This window comes from Comamonas sp. w2-DMI (genome assembly GCF_040187735.1).
GTDB lineage: Bacteria > Pseudomonadota > Gammaproteobacteria > Burkholderiales > Burkholderiaceae_C > Comamonas > Comamonas terrae.
This window is the reverse complement of the sequence record NZ_JBANEL010000014.1, coordinates 1-14,195: the sequence shown is the minus strand read 5'-3', so window position 1 is coordinate 14,195 and position 14,195 is coordinate 1. Positions and strand designations below refer to the sequence as shown.

Genomic DNA, 14,195 nt, shown 5'->3' with positions numbered 1-14,195 from the left:
GGTCATTTCCCCCTCACGCCATCGGTGCGCTCGATCCGCACCACATCGCTCTTGCCACCACCGAGGCGTAGTTCGGCCGCACCAAACAGCCGATCCACGATCAGATACGGCGAGCGGAAACGATAGTTGACTAGCTGCCCATCGCCCTGCGCACCGATCACGAACAGCGGCGGCAGCTCACCTTGCGCGATACCTGCCGGGAACTGGATATAGACCTTCTCGCCATCGTCGAAGGCACGCAGCGGCTTCCACGGCGGATTGCTGCCGCCGATGGCATAGCGGAAACGGATCTTCTCCAGCGACAAGCCGGCATCGACCGGCGCAGCAGCGCTGGCTGCCTGCGCCTGGCGCTGCAAGGCCAGCATCTTGTCCTTCGGATATTCCCAGGATACCGAAGCCATCCACGTCTTCTCGGTTGAAGTCAGCTCCAGCAGGTAGGTTCGCCGACTGGTCGTGATGACGAGATTGGTCTTCAACCCCGAGCGGATCGGCTTGACCATCACGCTCACCCGCAAGTCCGCGCCGGAACCGCTGGAGGTATCGCCCACGATCCAGCGCACGGTATCGCCAGCGGCCACCGTCACCAGTTCCTCGCCCGGCTGGAGCGCGATCACGGTCACGCGGCCCACGGCCGCATAGACCTGGTACAGCGCTCCATCGGTGAAGGGCCACACCTGGATGGCGTTCACATACCCTTCGCGTGTGGGCGCGATACGCGCCTCTGTGTTCGCACGGGTCACGCGCGCCTTCTCGTCGGCCGCTTCCGGCGTGGCCCTGGCATCGCCGGCCAGCGGTTTCATCTGACCGGGCAGAGCCAGCACCTCGGGCACGGTCACGACCTCCAGGGGCTTCGGCGCCTCTGGCAGCACCTGGGCCTGCACCGGCTCATCGAGCGAGATGGCCGGCGGCGGCTTGCCCTGAGAGGCGCAGCCCGCAAGTGTCAGCAGGACCACCGGCCATACGGATTTGCAGAAATGTGCCTTCATGGTTTTGCTCCTTCGTTTCCTTCCAGTTCACGGCTCCACGCCAGCCCGTTGACGTAGATGCCCAGAGGGTTCTTGCGCACACGCTGCTCGGTGCGCGGCGTCTGCTGCACGATGGACACCACTGCGTTCCAGCGCTCGGTGCGATCCAGCGCGCCGTTGACGAAACGTGTCTCCGTCCAGCGCACGTTGAAGGACGAATCACTGGCACGGGTCACGCTGGACACCTGCACCGTCACCGATTCCTGGCCGATGCGCGAGAACGGGTCATGGGTACGGGCGTACTCGTTGAGCACCACCGCTCCCTTGTCGGTGGTGTAGTCATAGGCATCCAGCCAGTTCTGCCGCACCACGATGGGGTCGATGGAAAGGCCACGCACCAGACCAATGAAGCGGCCCAGGTGGTAGGCCACCTGGGCATCGCTGGGCTGGTACGGCGTGGCCGCCTCACCGACAGCGCGCACCTGGCCCGCGTTGTCCACCTCGATCACATAGGGCGTGACGATAGACTGCGCGGAACGCCAGACCAGGCCGCCGGCCATCAGCACCGCCAGCGTGAGGCACCCGAAGGCCATGAAGCGCCAGTTCTTCGCCTGCATGCGGGCCGAGCCGATGCGCTCGTCCCAGACCTGCGCGGCGGATTGGTACGGGGTGGCAGGCTGCGGCGTGTCGGCATAGCGCACCTGCGGTCTTTTGAATCGCATGGGAGTTCTCCTTATGAATCGGAATCTCGAAGGCTCGGCCCCTGGCTGGAGCTGCCGCCGTCGCCACCGCGCAGCGCGTGGGCGGCGGTCGTCGCGGCATGGGTGAGCTGCTGGCGGCGATGCAAGCGCTTGGCCCAAGCGGGCTGTTCAGCGGATGCGGCCGAAGCAGCGCCCTCGCTCGCGCCATGCGCGTCGCCATCGGGCCGGAAAGCGGCGGCCATGCGCTCCTTCATCGAGCGCGCGCCGGTCTTGGCGACGTTGCCCACGCCGGCGGCTGCACCCTTGAGGCCGCCGCCCGCAGCAGCGGAGCCGGCGTCAAACGCCGACTTCGCGCTGCCGGCGGTCGAGGCGATGGAGCGGGCTGCACCAGGGGCCATGCGCGCCCCAGCAGCCACCGCACCGCCTACGCCCGCCGCCGCAGCCCCCACCGCCACGGCGGCACCTGCGGCGCCAACAGCAGCTCCAGCCATGGCCCCCGCACCGAGCTGCGGCCCGCCGGACACCAGCCCGGTCGCAATGCCCGGCCCGAAGATGCCCAGGGCGAGCATCGCCAGCGAAGCCAGCATGATGACCAGCGCGTGGTCGATGGACGGATCGGCGCCGGCCGGTGCCTTGAACTCGGCAAACAGCCCCGTCCCAATCCCGACGATGACGGCGAGCACCAGCACCTTGATGCCCGAGGACACCACGTTGCCCAGCACCTTCTCGGCGAGGAACGCGGTCTTGTTCCACAGCGCGAACGGCACCAGCACGAAGCCCGCCAGCGTGGTCAGCTTGAACTCCAGCAGCGTCACGAAGAGCTGCACCGCCAGCACGAAGAAGCACAGGATCAGCACCAGCCAGGCCAGGAACAGCACTGCGATGGTGTCCAGGTGGACAAACACCTCGGGGAAGCCCGCCATCCGGCCGATCTGCTCCATGATCGGCCGCCCGGCCTCGATGCCCACCTGCGCCAGCCGTCCAGGCTGCAGCAGTTGCGCCTGGCTGAGCCCTGAACCCGACGCCGTCAGGCCCAGCCCGGCGAAGGAGCGGAACACGATGCCCGCCAGGCTGTTGAAGTTGCCGATGATGTAGGCGAAGGCGCCCACATAGAGCACCTTGCGCAGCAGCTTGGCGATCACGTCCTCGCCCTGGCCGCTGGCATGGCCCATGGCCCAGAACAGCCCGGCCAGCGTCATGTCGATGGCGATCAGCGTGGCCGTCAGGAACGCCACCTCGCCCTGCAGCAGCCCGAAGCCCGAGTCGATGTAGCGCGAGAAGGTATCGAGAAAGCGGTCGATGACCGCAACGTCGTTCATGGCGCGCTCCCCGGCCGGACGGGATCCTTCGCATAGGGCGAAGGCGTCGGGCGCATGAAGCGCTTGCGCACTGCATCGGCCACCGCCATGCACTGCGCCTCGCCAACCCGGGCGCGATCCAGGCGGCATTCGGCCTGCAGTTCCTTGAGCCGCTCGGGGTTCTCGGCCAGCACCTCGGCCGACTCGATGGGAACAGGCTTACTGCAAGCCGCCAGCAACAACGCCTGTGCCAGTGCGAGGGCTCCGGCCATGAAAACAAGATGGCTGCGCATGGTGCGCCTCACTGCTGGTTGTAGAAGTTCACCGGATAGGACGTATAGGGCGTGCCGCTGCCCAGGAAACGCCGCCGTACCTCCCGCCCGCGCTCGGCGGCCGCTGCCTGCCGGGCCAGCTCCAGCGAGGCCGCCCGGTCCTGCGTGAGTTGCAGCCGCTGCGTCTGGATGGACTGCTTGGCCTGCAGGGCCAGCAGCTGGTTCATGGCCTGCATCGCCTGCAAAGCTCCAACCGCCGACTGGCTCTGGCCCACGAGGTCGGCCAGCACGCCTTCGTCATCGCGCAGGTTCTGCGACGCCTGTGCCTGCATCTGCATGGTGGTCTGCAGGCCGTTCAGGGTGTTCTTCCAGCGCTCCTGGGCATCCCGGAACATCTGGTCGCCGCTGACCGCGGCGGTGTACTGCTCGGGATACAGCCGCTTGAACATCTGGTCCATGTTCGCCAGGTCGAACGCCATGCCCTTGGCCTGGGCGATCAGCCGCTGGGTCCGGGCGAGGTTGCTGCGCAGGCGGCTCACCACATTGAACGGCAGGCTGGCGAGGTTGCGCGCCTGGTTGATGAGCATCTGGGCCTCGTTCTGCAGTTGCTTGATCTGGTTGTTGATCTCCTCCAGCATGCGCACGGCGGTCAGGGTGTTCTGCACGTAGTTCGTCGGGTCGAACACGATGCGGCCCCCTCCCCCACCACCCAGTCCGAACAAGGCATGGGCGGGCTGCGCGGTGCAGAAAGCCAGGACGCTGGCAACGGCCAGCGCAGTCAGCCGGGAAGTGAATGCGGTACGGGTGGTCATGGTGATTTCTCCTGGGGTGGCTGGGAAGGGAACGAGAGCAGCAGGTCGGCGGCCCAGTGGAGGCCGCGATGTCGCAGCCAGGCAGCTGCGAAGGGGGTAGCAGCGGAAGATATGGAGGTCATGGCCGCAGCGAGCACCGCGTCGATGTCGCGCTGGTCTTGCGGCGTGGACGCGCCCGCGAAGGCCAGCGCCGCCGGCCCCAGATCGAGGTCGAACAGGCGGTTGCCCAGACGAGACTGGTAGTAGTAGTCGCGCTTGGGCTGCGCAGTGGCGACGATCTCGATCTGGCGCGAGTTCAGCCCGAAACCCTCATAGATCGAGCGAATCTGCGGCTCGGTCGCCTGCGGGTTGGGCAGGAAGATGCGGCTGGCGCAGCTTTCGATGATGGCCGGCGCGATGCTCGAATCCTTGATGTCGGCCAGGCTCTGCGTGGCGAAGATGACCGATACGTTCTTCTTGCGCAGCGTCTTGAACCATTGGCGGATGCGCGCGGCAAACACCGGGTCATCGAGGAACAGCCAAGCTTCATCGAGGATCAGCAGCGTGGGCGCACCATCGAAGCGTTCATCGAAGCGCGCAAAGAGGTAGTGCAGCACGGCCATGACGGCGGCCTTGCTATGCATGAGCTCCTCCATTTCGAAGCACTGTACGGAACCGGAACCCAGGCGATCCGAATCCGCATCCAGCAGCTTGCCGTGCGCACCGCCGAGCACATAGGGCGCGAGCGCCTGGCGCAGCGCGTTCGATTGCAGCAGCACGGACAGGCCCGTCATCGTGCGCTGCTCCACCGGCGCACCAGCGAGACTGCCGAGCGCCGACCAGATGGCGGCCTTCTCTTCGGGGCCGACGGCTACACCCTCATGCCGCAAGCGGCCTTCAATCCACTCGGCGGCCCAGGTGCGGTAGCCCTCTCGGTCGATGCGGGCCAAGGGCTGAAAAGCGATCTCGCCATCCATGCCCAGGTCGTAGTGCTCGCCGCCCAGGCCATGGATGGTGGCGCGCATCGAGCGCCCCATGTCGAAGGCAAAGATGCGCGAGCCGCGGTAGCGGCGGAACTGCATCGCCAAGGTGGCGAGCAGGACGGACTTGCCCATGCCGGTCGGCCCGGCTACCAAGGTGTGGCCCACGTCGCCGATGTGCGTGACCAGCCGGAACGGCGTCGCGCCCTCGGTGCGGGTCACGATCAGCGGCGGGCCATCGAGGTGCGCGTTCCTATCCGGCCCGGCCCATACGGCGGACACCGGCATCAGGTGCGCCAGGTTCAGCGTCGAGACGATGGGCTGGCGCACGTTGGCGTAGGCATGGCCCGGAATCGAGGACAGCCAGGCATCCACCGCGTTCAGGGTCTCGGGCATCGTCACGAAGCCCCGGCCCTGGATCACGCGCTCCACCATGCGCAGCTTCTCGTCGACCACGGCGGCATCCGCGTCCATGACGGTGACGGTCGCGGTCAGATAACCAAAGGCCACCTGGTCGCTGCCCAGTTCCTGCAAGGCCGCATCCGCATCCGCCGATTTGTTGCTGGCGTCGGTATCGACCAGCGGGGTTTCCTGCTGGAAGATGGTTTCGCGCAGCAGGGCGATGACGTTCTTGCGCTTGGCGAACCACTGGCGGCGCAGGCGGGAAAGCTCCTTTTCCGCATCGGCTTTGTCCATGCAGAGGAACCGGGTTGACCAGCGATAGCCAAAGCCGAGGCGATTGAGGTCGTCCAGAATCCCCGGCCAGGTCGAGGTCGGGAAGCCCCGCACCGTTGCCACGCGCAGGTGCTGGTCGCCCAGCATCGGCGCCAGACCACTGATCAGCGGCGCGTCGGCGAGCAGCGCGTCAAGGTGGAATGGCACCTCGGGCACGCCCACGCGGTAGCGTCGCGTGGAGATGGTCGAGTGCAGGTACGTCAGTGCCTGGCTGTCATCGAGCCACGCGATCTCCGGCATCACGCCGTCGAGCAGGTCGTAAATCCGATCCGTCTCCGCGACGAAGGCAGTCAGGTGCTCGCGCCAGTCCACGCCTTCGGTCGGGCGGTTCTCGTACAGCATCCCGGCGGCGCGAGCGCGGGATTCCTCCGGCGGCAGGTAGACCATGCTCAGGTGGTAGCCGCTCTCGAAGTGGTTGCCCGAGTCCTCGAACGCTGCCCGTCGCTCTTCGTCCACCAGCCACGACAGCGGCTCGGGAAACTCGGAACGCGGATAGTTGGCAGCGGCCCGGCGCTCGGCTTCGATGAACAGCGCCCAGCCCGAACCCAAGCGGCGCAGCGCGTTGTTCAGTCGCGCCGACGTGGCGATCAGCTCGCCCTGCGTGGCGCTGTCGAGGTCAGGCCCACGGAAACGCGCAGTGCGCTGGAAGCTGCCGTCTTTGTTCAAGACGACGCCCGGCGCCACCAGGCCAGCCCACGGCAGCCAGTCGGCCAGCAGCGCGGGCCGCTGGCGGTATTCGGCAAGGTTCAGCATGCGATATCCCCCCTTGCCCCTACACGTCCAGCAGCGGCCGGTGCTTGATGTGGCGGACGAAGACCTGCATGAACTGCGGATCGACGCGCGCGCCCCAGACCGCCAGCGCATGGCCGGCGATCCAGAGCACTACGCCGGGAATCCACAGTTGCAGACCCAGCCCTACAGCAGCAGCCAGCGTGCCGTTGGTGATGGCCACCGTGCGCGGTGCGCCGCCCATCAGGATCGGCTCCGTCAGCGAGCGATGCAGCGGGATCTCGAAACCAGGGGCGAGGCCCTGCATGCCATCGTGCGGGCCGTTCATACGACAGCCCCGCCCGAGAAGCTGAAGAACGACAGGAAGAAGCTCGAAGCTGCAAAGGCGATAGACAGACCGAAGACGATCTGGATCAACTTGCGGAACCCACCCGAGGTGTCACCAAAGGCCAGCGCCAGTCCCGTGGCGATGATGACGATGACCGCGATGATCCGGGCCACCGGCCCTTGGATGGATTCGAGGATGGACTGCAGCGGCCCTTCCCACGGCATCGACGAACCGGCGGCCTGGGCGGTGCCCGCAAGCAGCAGCATCAGCGCAGCGAGCAGCAGGCCCTGCAGGGCCGGGCAAACAAAGCCACCCCGCCGTGTGGGCAATGGGTGTGGATTTGCGGAAAAACGGAAAGCATCAACGTGCGTCATGGAAGTGCTCCAGGTGGGGTGGGGGAAAGGAAATCGATGGGAGGAAGCTCGGGCGCCAGCGCGTCCTCCAACTGGTAGCCCGCGCCGTCGAAGCCGACGACGCGGGCGATGCTCTCGATGCGGCGCTTGCGCCCGCGTCCGGCGATATGGATGACCACATTGACCGCTTCCGCGATCAATGCACGGGGCGGGTTCACCGCCACTTCGAGAATCAGCTGCTCCAGGCGCAGCAGTGCGCCCAGGGCGGAGCCGGCATGGATCGTGGCGATGCCGCCGGGGTGGCCCGTGCCCCAGACCTTGATGAGATCCAGCGCCTCGGCGCCGCGCACTTCGCCGACGACGACGCGATCCGGCCGCAGGCGCATGGACGAGCGCACCAGCTCGGTCATGGACACGACACCCTGGCGCGTTCGCAGCGGCACGTGGTCGCGCGCCGCGCATTGCAGCTCCACCGTGTCTTCGAGCACCAGCACGCGGTCGCCGGTGGCGGCGATCTCCGCCAGCAACGCATTCGCCAAGGTTGTCTTGCCCGTGCTGGTCCCGCCGGCGATCAGGATGTTCTGGCGCTCGCGCACGGCCTGCACCAGCAGGCCCGCCTGCGCGGCGCTCATCATTCCGTCCTCGATGTAGCGCGACAGCGGGATCACACCCACAGCGCGCTTGCGCAAGGCGAAGGCCGGCCCCGGCGCAGCGGGCGGCAGGATGCCTTCGAAGCGCTCGCCGGTCTCAGGCAGTTCGGCCGTTAACAGTGGCTGGCCGCGATGGACTTCCGCGCCCACGTGGGCAGCGACGAGGCGGATGATGCGTTCGCCATCGGCCTCGGACAGTTCCACGCCCATCGGCGCACGACCGGTCGAAAGCCGGTCGATCCACAAGGTCCGATCCGGGTTGAGCATGATTTCCACCACGTCGGGGTCTTCGAGTGCGCTGGCGATCAGCGGCCCCATGGCGGTACGCAGCATCTGGATGCGGCGATCCAGCGACGTGGCGGTAAAAGAGGAAGGAACGGCGCTCATAAGGCACGCTCCTGGGCATCCGCGACGGCTGCGGCGTCATCCATTCGCATCGGGTCGGGATGCAGTTCATCCACCACGTCGCGCACCAGGCTGCGCCCGCGCAGCAGGTGGCGGCCCAATTGCTCCATGAACTGCTCGAAGCGCGCCTTGCCCTGGGCACGCGCGGCCTCTTGATGGGCCTCGGGGACGGGTGTGCTGACCGCGAGGTAGTAGCGGATGAACAGGGCCAATGTTTCGATGGCAATGTTCTGGTCGCGCTCCATGCGCTCGGCATGGCGCGACAGTCGATCTAGTCGCTTGGCGATGGCGGCCTCACGCTGGTCGGCGGCATCGGGCGACAGCCAAGATGCCAACGCAGCAGCGACGATGCTGGACTTCGATACGCCTTTGGTGGCGGCCAGCTCGTCGAGGCGCCTGGCGTGCTCGGGCTGGATGAAGAGATTCAAGCGGTGCTGGCTCATAGCGCGATTCCATCGTCAGGGTCGAGGGATGCCAGCCGGGCCGTGCGCTGCAGGGCCGGGTCGAGCTGGCGCGGGAGGGAGATCGAAAGAGGCAAAAGCATGTCGTCGTCATCGAGCAGCCCGAGGTCGGCTGCAGGCGCAACCAGGTCGGGGGCGTAGGCGACGGTTTCGGAGAGTTCGGGCTGACGGCGCGGGCCGCCGTCGTCGGTCGAACCCAGGTGCTCCAGGCCATCGATGGATGCCGTGGCCGGTGCGACGGGCACGGTGGGAATCGCCAGCCCGCTCCAGTCGTCGGCCCGCGACGGCGGCACGTCGGCATAGCGCCCGGTCGCAAGCGCGGGCGGCGGTAGCACGCGCCGCTTGAAATTGGCGTCCGCGTAGTAGCGCAGTTTCTTGGCCTTGATCGGCGCCACGCTGGACACCATCACCACGGCCTCGTCGGGCGGAAGCTGCATCACCTCGCCCGGCGTCAGCAGCGGGCGGGCCGTTTCCTGGCGCGACACCATCAGGTGCCCCAGCCACGGTGCGAGCCGGTGGCCCGCGTAGTTGCGCTGCGCGCGCAGTTCGGTGGCCGTGCCCAGCGTCTCGGAGATCCGTTTGGCGGTGCGCTCGTCGTTGGTGGCGAAGGTCACGCGCACATGGCAGTTGTCGAGGATCGAATGGTTCTGGCCGTAGGCCTTGTCGATCTGATTCAGGCTCTGCGCGATGAGAAAGCTGCGAATGCCGTAGCCCGCCATGAAGGCCAAGGCCGTCTCAAAGAAGTCCAGGCGCCCCAGGGCCGGGAACTCATCGAGCATCAGCAGCAGCTTGTGGCGACGGGCGATGCCGTCGGAGCCATCGAGCGATTCCGTGAGCCGTCTTCCGAGCTGATTGAGGATCAGGCGGATCAGCGGCTTGGTGCGGCTGATGTCCGAAGGCGGCACCACCAGATACAGCGACACCGGATGTTCGGCCGCGATCAGGTCGGCGATGCGCCAGTCGCAGCGCGACGTGACTTCGGCCACCGTGGGATCGCGGTACAGGCCCAGGAACGACATGGCCGTGGACAACACGCCCGAGCGTTCGTTGTCGCTCTTGTTCAGGACTTCCCGCGCCGCCGAGGCCACCACCGGATGCGGCCCATCGCCAAGATGCGGCGTGGTCATCATCCGGTGCAGGGTCAGCTCGAAGGGACAGGCCGGGTCACTGAGGAAGTTCGCCACGCCGCGCAGCGTCTTGTCCTCGCCCGCGTAGAGCACATGCAGGATGGCACCGACCAGCAGCGCGTGCGAGGTCTTCTCCCAATGGTTGCGCCGTTCCAATGCGCCTTCGGGATCGACCAGGATGTCCGCGATGTTCTGCACGTCGCGCACCTCGTGCGCGCCGCGCCGCACCTCCAGCAGCGGGTTGTAGGCCGCCGACCTCGCATCGGTCGGGTTGAACAGCAAGCAATGGCTGAAGCGGCTGCGCCAGCCGGCGGTGATCTGCCAGTTCTCGCCCTTGATGTCGTGGATGACGGCGGATGCGGGCCAGGACAGCAAGGTAGGTACGACCAGACCCACGCCCTTGCCCGAGCGCGTAGGCGCGAAGGTCAGGACGTGTTCCGGGCCTTCGTGCCGCAGGTACTGCTGGCGGTGCAGGCCGAGGAACACGCCCGCAGGCTGGTCAAGGCCCGCTTTGCGAACGTCCTCCGTGTTGGCCCAGCGCGCCGAGCCATAGGTCGTGACGAGCTTGGACTGGCGCGAGCGCCAGATGGACATACCGATGGCAATCATCACCGCGAACAGGCCGCTGCCTGCTGCAATGGCACCGCCCACGTCGAAGACGTTCGGCGCGTAGGCGTCGAAGAAGAACCACCACTCAAACAGCCGCCACGGGTGATAGACCGGCGTACCGAAGAAGTCGAACCAGGGCAAGCCCAGGCGTAGCTGATAACCCAGGGCAGCGGCTGTCCATTGCGTGGCGCTCCACACTCCGGCGATCACGATGCCGAACACCACAGCGATCTGACCGAACAGCACGTTCGTTCCCTGCATTGGCTGATCTCCCATATCGGCACACAGGCATGCCGCAGGTATCAGGATCAGTGCCGTGAGAGGTACCGGTCAACGGCTGAAACGGCGAGGTTTAAGGCCGAAAAAGCAATAACTCTTTCTGGAGCGAAGACAAAATAAACGCCGCAGGCTTGAAAGCGCTGCGGCGTAGTGGAGTAATAGTGTGCAACGTGTCGCCGACCTGTCGTGGCTGTGCGACGCGCATGGGCGATCGACGTGGACTACTGGATTTTTTGCTCCGGCCGCGCGCCCATGAAGCGCCGCCGGAAGGCCTGGGCGGCACGCATGTAAATACCGTCATTGACCTTGGCGCGATCTTCTTTGCACAGGCGTTGGATTTCCTTGAGGCGTTCAGGATTGACCACTAGTTCATCCACAGTATCCGTGGGCTTTGCTGGGCCGCAGGCGGCGAGCGCAGCGGCAATCATTAAGAACAAGGCTTTGTGGGCTGGAGGTCCTTTCGCAGCAGTGATTCACACATCATCGGACGAGCTTTCGCCCTCGGTCGAGTTGATGTCGGCCACTCGCTCCATGAACCGGGAGAGCATTGGGGAAAGCTCGGTATCGCGGCGCAGTACGTAGGTGGTCAGCATATGCGGAGGCCCGGCCAATTGCCGACCTTTAATGCCAGGTTCACGGTTCGCGGCGAGATGCGCTGCCCCTGCAAAACCCACCGCAAGTCCCGCAGATACCAATACCATCATCACATCAAATGAGGCCACCCGCTGGCGGATCAGCAGTTCCTCGTCGCGCTTTTGCAGAAAGCGATCTACCTGCTGGGTGTAGCCTAGACAGGCAGCGGGATCGGCCAGCACCAGCCGTTGCTCCAATACCTTGTCCAGCGGAATGTGGCGGTATTCCAGCAATGGATGGCGGGAGGACAGGGCCACCATCAACTCATCCTGCCAGGCGGGAATGGCCACGACTCCTTTATTCACAGCATCCGACATGGCAAAGCCAACGTCGTACAGATCATTGTGCAAACCCGCGATTTGCTGTTCCAGCGTCACTTCGAGCAGCCGGATTTCAACCTCTGGTTCTTCCTCGCGGCATTGCGCCAGCAAGGTGGACAAGCGAGAGGGCGTAATACAGTCAGACAAGGCAATGCGCAACTGCCCATGGAACCCATTGGCCGCAGATCTGGCCCCGTCACGTGCCTGCTCCAGAGCCGCGAAGATGCGCGGCACCCGCTCCTTGAATGCTTTGCCTGCGTGGGTCAGTTGAGTATTGCGCGTGGTGCGAGTGAAGAGCTTGGCCCCAAGTTCTTCTTCCAGTTCCCTGATGGTGCGTGAAAAGGCGGATTGATCAACATGCATTCTTTGCGCTGCATGACGAAAATGAAGTTCTTCAGCAAGGGTCAAGAAACAACGAAGATGGCGCAATTCCATATTTGAAAATAGGCGTAAGCAAGTTTTATTTACATATCACCCACCAAGTAATTCATCAGCATCCTCCACTGGATACATGAAACGCACATGCATACATGTGCGTTTCATCGACTCTTATTTTGGTGCAATCGAAATATTAAATTCTTTCGCAACATCATTATTTATCTTCATCGCAGCTTGCTTGGGACCAATCCACGGCAATTCCGATGGCGTCTTCCCTTTAAGCATAGGGACCATTATCTCTAATGCTCCTTGTCGATAGAGAGGAACAATGTCCACCCCAATCGTCGCAACCCCACCCATCTGGGTATATCCGCCCGGTGTATCCATTGCGATAGGAAAACCATTCAATTTGGCGGCCTCAGCAATCTCCTTTCGCATAGCGTAGGTATCTGCTCCTAGCAGGCCAATGGCAATATCTGCCTTCTCCAATTTTGCATCGGAAATCGCCTTTGCCAGATCACTAGGTACTGCCGCCGGCATGGGGATGACATCGATCTTCTGATCTTTCGAGACTTTGTCCCAGTCGGCCAGAAGGCGTTTGTGTGTGTCATTGTTGGGATTAAACAGTACACCCAGCTTTTGCAGACCAGGCTTCAATTTCTGCAACATACCAAGTTGCTGAGAAATTCCATCTGCAAGGTAGCTATGGACACCCACGAGGTTGCCGTTTCCACGAGTCAATGTCGTTGTTAGCCCTTCCTTGATTGGGTCATCCTGCACGGAGATGCATAGCACAGGAACTGTGGTAGTTGCTTTTTTTGCCGCAATACACCCGGGAGATGTTGAAACCACCAGATAATCCACCTTCTCATCTAGCGTTTCTTGAATGAGCTTTGGCATAAGGCTCATATTCCCTTCTGCAGTGCGGAATACCACTTGCATGGTACTGCCATCCTTGTAACCTGCATCGGCCAATCCATCAAAGAAAGCTTGATTGGTAACCGCCATTTTTGGGTAGCCACCCGCACCAGCCACGAAGCCGATACGAGGAACTGCTGGATCTTTTGCAAAAGACACACCAGCACTCATTGCAGCAGCGATGAAGCCTGCACCCACGGTGTATTTGATAATTTTCATTGTATATCCTCGTTTTTATTCAAAATACCTTAATGAGACGAATCAATCCGGAAACCCCCTCGAACCCACCCTTGACGGCGTAGTCTCGATTGATCTGGCCATATACAGAAAGTGTCGGCGTGAGCCAGTGATTCAGTGCGATTCTCGCTTGCTGTTTTTGGGCATTGAACCCATTTTGAATGCCATCAAATTTCTGTGTTCCACCCCAATAGGCAGCGTGCCCTGCCGAAAGGGTTGTCGTTGGACTTAGGCTGTAGGAAACCCAATTCTGAAGGGAGTAAGACGTATCCCTGGAAAGCGTTTGCCCAACCGGATTTGCGTTCTTCTTGTTGCGGTAGAAGCTTGCGTCCAGTGTGGTTTCCAGTGTGAAGTGCTCCGACAGGGGTACCATGCCCGCCAACTGCAGCGTGACGCCGTATTGCCCGCTGCTGACATTGAGTGCCTTGTCGCGGTCATAGGTGCCAGTAGGGATGTACCAATAGCTCGCAATTGCCAGGTTTTTGCGCTCTTGCGGTTTGCTGACAAGCCAGTAGGCACCCGCCAGCGTCAAATCACCTACCGCAGTACGAGCGCCTAAGTCACTGCCGGCGATAGAGCCATTCCACAAACGGCCCATGGGCAAGATGGCAGAAACAACAAAAGGATGGGAATCCAACTCTCCGTAATGGGAAAACCGGGGCACCAAAAGTGCTGTGTTCAGTGATGCGTCCAATTTGGTGCCGTTGACTATGGCTCGGTCGCTGTGACTCCCAGGGGTATATAAAATGGCCGCATTGGTACCGCTGGGCGCGGGCATCCAGTCATAGGGATTAATATCAAAAGCGAAGGCCGGCGTTGCCATTGCAGCTACGCCCCATATCAGCACCTTGAATAGTTTCTTGCTTGCCATATCACTGTCTCCTTTGGTTTAAAAATTACCCTTTGAGCCCCGCGAGCACCTCATCCAGCATCTTCTTGGCATCCCCGAACAGCATGCGGTTGTTGTCCTTGTAGAACAGCGGGTTGTCCACGCCCGCGTAGCCCGAGGCCATGGAGCGCTTCATC

16 protein-coding genes are annotated in these 14,195 nt (G+C 63.3%); all 16 read right to left on the bottom strand.

Going from position 1 to position 14,195, the window contains the following annotated elements; genetic code table 11:
- Positions 1–2 precede the first annotated feature (2 nt).
- Entirely contained in the window at positions 3–986 is a 984-nt protein-coding gene (trbG, locus tag V8Z74_RS15265) for a P-type conjugative transfer protein TrbG (RefSeq protein WP_349709969.1), read from the bottom strand.
- A complete protein-coding gene (gene trbF / locus V8Z74_RS15260; RefSeq protein ID WP_349709968.1) occupies positions 983–1,687 on the bottom strand; it encodes a conjugal transfer protein TrbF in 705 nt (234 codons plus the stop codon). Before trbF ends, trbG begins: the two co-directional genes overlap by 4 nt.
- A gap of 11 nt (positions 1,688–1,698) precedes the next feature.
- The gene (gene trbL, locus V8Z74_RS15255) at positions 1,699–2,985 is read right to left on the bottom strand and encodes a P-type conjugative transfer protein TrbL (RefSeq protein WP_349709967.1); all 1,287 of its coding nucleotides are present in this window, start codon (positions 2,983–2,985) and stop codon (positions 1,699–1,701) included.
- A complete protein-coding gene (locus V8Z74_RS15250) occupies positions 2,982–3,257 on the bottom strand; it encodes an EexN family lipoprotein (RefSeq protein WP_349709966.1) in 276 nt (91 codons plus the stop codon). The genes trbL and V8Z74_RS15250 overlap by 4 nt, the downstream gene beginning before the upstream one ends.
- An 8-nt stretch (positions 3,258–3,265) precedes the next feature.
- The gene (gene trbJ / locus V8Z74_RS15245) at positions 3,266–4,048 is read right to left on the bottom strand and encodes a P-type conjugative transfer protein TrbJ (RefSeq protein ID WP_349709965.1); all 783 of its coding nucleotides are present in this window, start codon (positions 4,046–4,048) and stop codon (positions 3,266–3,268) included.
- Positions 4,045–6,495, bottom strand: a complete 2,451-nt coding sequence (trbE, locus tag V8Z74_RS15240; protein WP_349709964.1) for a conjugal transfer protein TrbE — start codon at positions 6,493–6,495, stop codon at positions 4,045–4,047. The genes trbJ and trbE overlap by 4 nt, the downstream gene beginning before the upstream one ends.
- A 19-nt stretch (positions 6,496–6,514) precedes the next feature.
- The gene (locus V8Z74_RS15235) at positions 6,515–6,799 is read right to left on the bottom strand and encodes a VirB3 family type IV secretion system protein (protein ID WP_349709963.1); all 285 of its coding nucleotides are present in this window, start codon (positions 6,797–6,799) and stop codon (positions 6,515–6,517) included.
- Entirely contained in the window at positions 6,796–7,173 is a 378-nt protein-coding gene (locus V8Z74_RS15230) for a TrbC/VirB2 family type IV secretion system protein (RefSeq protein ID WP_349709961.1), read from the bottom strand. Before V8Z74_RS15230 ends, V8Z74_RS15235 begins: the two co-directional genes overlap by 4 nt.
- Positions 7,170–8,189, bottom strand: coding sequence for a P-type conjugative transfer ATPase TrbB (gene trbB / locus V8Z74_RS15225; RefSeq protein WP_349709960.1), 1,020 nt, complete (start codon positions 8,187–8,189; stop codon positions 7,170–7,172). The genes V8Z74_RS15230 and trbB overlap by 4 nt, the downstream gene beginning before the upstream one ends.
- Positions 8,186–8,650 carry a CopG family transcriptional regulator gene (locus V8Z74_RS15220; protein ID WP_349709959.1) on the bottom strand — a complete coding sequence of 155 codons (465 nt, stop codon included), beginning with the start codon at positions 8,648–8,650 and terminating at the stop codon, positions 8,186–8,188. The genes trbB and V8Z74_RS15220 overlap by 4 nt, the downstream gene beginning before the upstream one ends.
- Entirely contained in the window at positions 8,647–10,665 is a 2,019-nt protein-coding gene (locus tag V8Z74_RS15215) for a conjugal transfer protein TraG (RefSeq protein ID WP_349709958.1), read from the bottom strand. Before V8Z74_RS15215 ends, V8Z74_RS15220 begins: the two co-directional genes overlap by 4 nt.
- A gap of 239 nt (positions 10,666–10,904) precedes the next feature.
- On the bottom strand, positions 10,905–11,111 hold the full coding sequence (locus tag V8Z74_RS15210; protein ID WP_349709957.1) for an EexN family lipoprotein: 207 nt from the start codon (positions 11,109–11,111) through the stop codon (positions 10,905–10,907).
- 45 nt (positions 11,112–11,156) lie between these two features.
- Entirely contained in the window at positions 11,157–12,071 is a 915-nt protein-coding gene (locus V8Z74_RS15205; protein ID WP_349709956.1) for a LysR family transcriptional regulator, read from the bottom strand.
- Positions 12,072–12,185: 114 nt separating this feature from the next.
- Positions 12,186–13,151, bottom strand: a complete 966-nt coding sequence (locus tag V8Z74_RS15200; protein ID WP_349709955.1) for an ABC transporter substrate-binding protein — start codon at positions 13,149–13,151, stop codon at positions 12,186–12,188.
- A 19-nt stretch (positions 13,152–13,170) separates the two neighbouring features.
- Complete coding sequence (locus V8Z74_RS15195) at positions 13,171–14,040, bottom strand: transporter (RefSeq protein WP_349709954.1); 870 nt, start codon at positions 14,038–14,040, stop codon at positions 13,171–13,173.
- Positions 14,041–14,065: 25 nt separating this feature from the next.
- Positions 14,066–14,195: NAD(P)(+) transhydrogenase (Re/Si-specific) subunit beta (locus V8Z74_RS15190; RefSeq protein ID WP_349710082.1), on the bottom strand; the 130-nt coding region annotated here is incomplete at its 5' end.

Coding starts and splice junctions, on each gene's coding strand:
- trbG (WP_349709969.1), bottom strand. CDS start 986: ATGAAGGCACATTTCTGCAAATCCGTATGGCCGGTGGTCCTGCTGACA.
- trbF (WP_349709968.1), bottom strand. CDS start 1,687: ATGCGATTCAAAAGACCGCAGGTGCGCTATGCCGACACGCCGCAGCCT.
- trbL (WP_349709967.1), bottom strand. CDS start 2,985: ATGAACGACGTTGCGGTCATCGACCGCTTTCTCGATACCTTCTCGCGC.
- V8Z74_RS15250 (WP_349709966.1), bottom strand. CDS start 3,257: ATGCGCAGCCATCTTGTTTTCATGGCCGGAGCCCTCGCACTGGCACAG.
- trbJ (WP_349709965.1), bottom strand. CDS start 4,048: ATGACCACCCGTACCGCATTCACTTCCCGGCTGACTGCGCTGGCCGTT.
- trbE (WP_349709964.1), bottom strand. CDS start 6,495: ATGCTGAACCTTGCCGAATACCGCCAGCGGCCCGCGCTGCTGGCCGAC.
- V8Z74_RS15235 (WP_349709963.1), bottom strand. CDS start 6,799: ATGAACGGCCCGCACGATGGCATGCAGGGCCTCGCCCCTGGTTTCGAG.
- V8Z74_RS15230 (WP_349709961.1), bottom strand. CDS start 7,173: ATGACGCACGTTGATGCTTTCCGTTTTTCCGCAAATCCACACCCATTG.
- trbB (WP_349709960.1), bottom strand. CDS start 8,189: ATGAGCGCCGTTCCTTCCTCTTTTACCGCCACGTCGCTGGATCGCCGC.
- V8Z74_RS15220 (WP_349709959.1), bottom strand. CDS start 8,650: ATGAGCCAGCACCGCTTGAATCTCTTCATCCAGCCCGAGCACGCCAGG.
- V8Z74_RS15215 (WP_349709958.1), bottom strand. CDS start 10,665: ATGCAGGGAACGAACGTGCTGTTCGGTCAGATCGCTGTGGTGTTCGGC.
- V8Z74_RS15210 (WP_349709957.1), bottom strand. CDS start 11,111: ATGATTGCCGCTGCGCTCGCCGCCTGCGGCCCAGCAAAGCCCACGGAT.
- V8Z74_RS15205 (WP_349709956.1), bottom strand. CDS start 12,071: ATGGAATTGCGCCATCTTCGTTGTTTCTTGACCCTTGCTGAAGAACTT.
- V8Z74_RS15200 (WP_349709955.1), bottom strand. CDS start 13,151: ATGAAAATTATCAAATACACCGTGGGTGCAGGCTTCATCGCTGCTGCA.
- V8Z74_RS15195 (WP_349709954.1), bottom strand. CDS start 14,040: ATGGCAAGCAAGAAACTATTCAAGGTGCTGATATGGGGCGTAGCTGCA.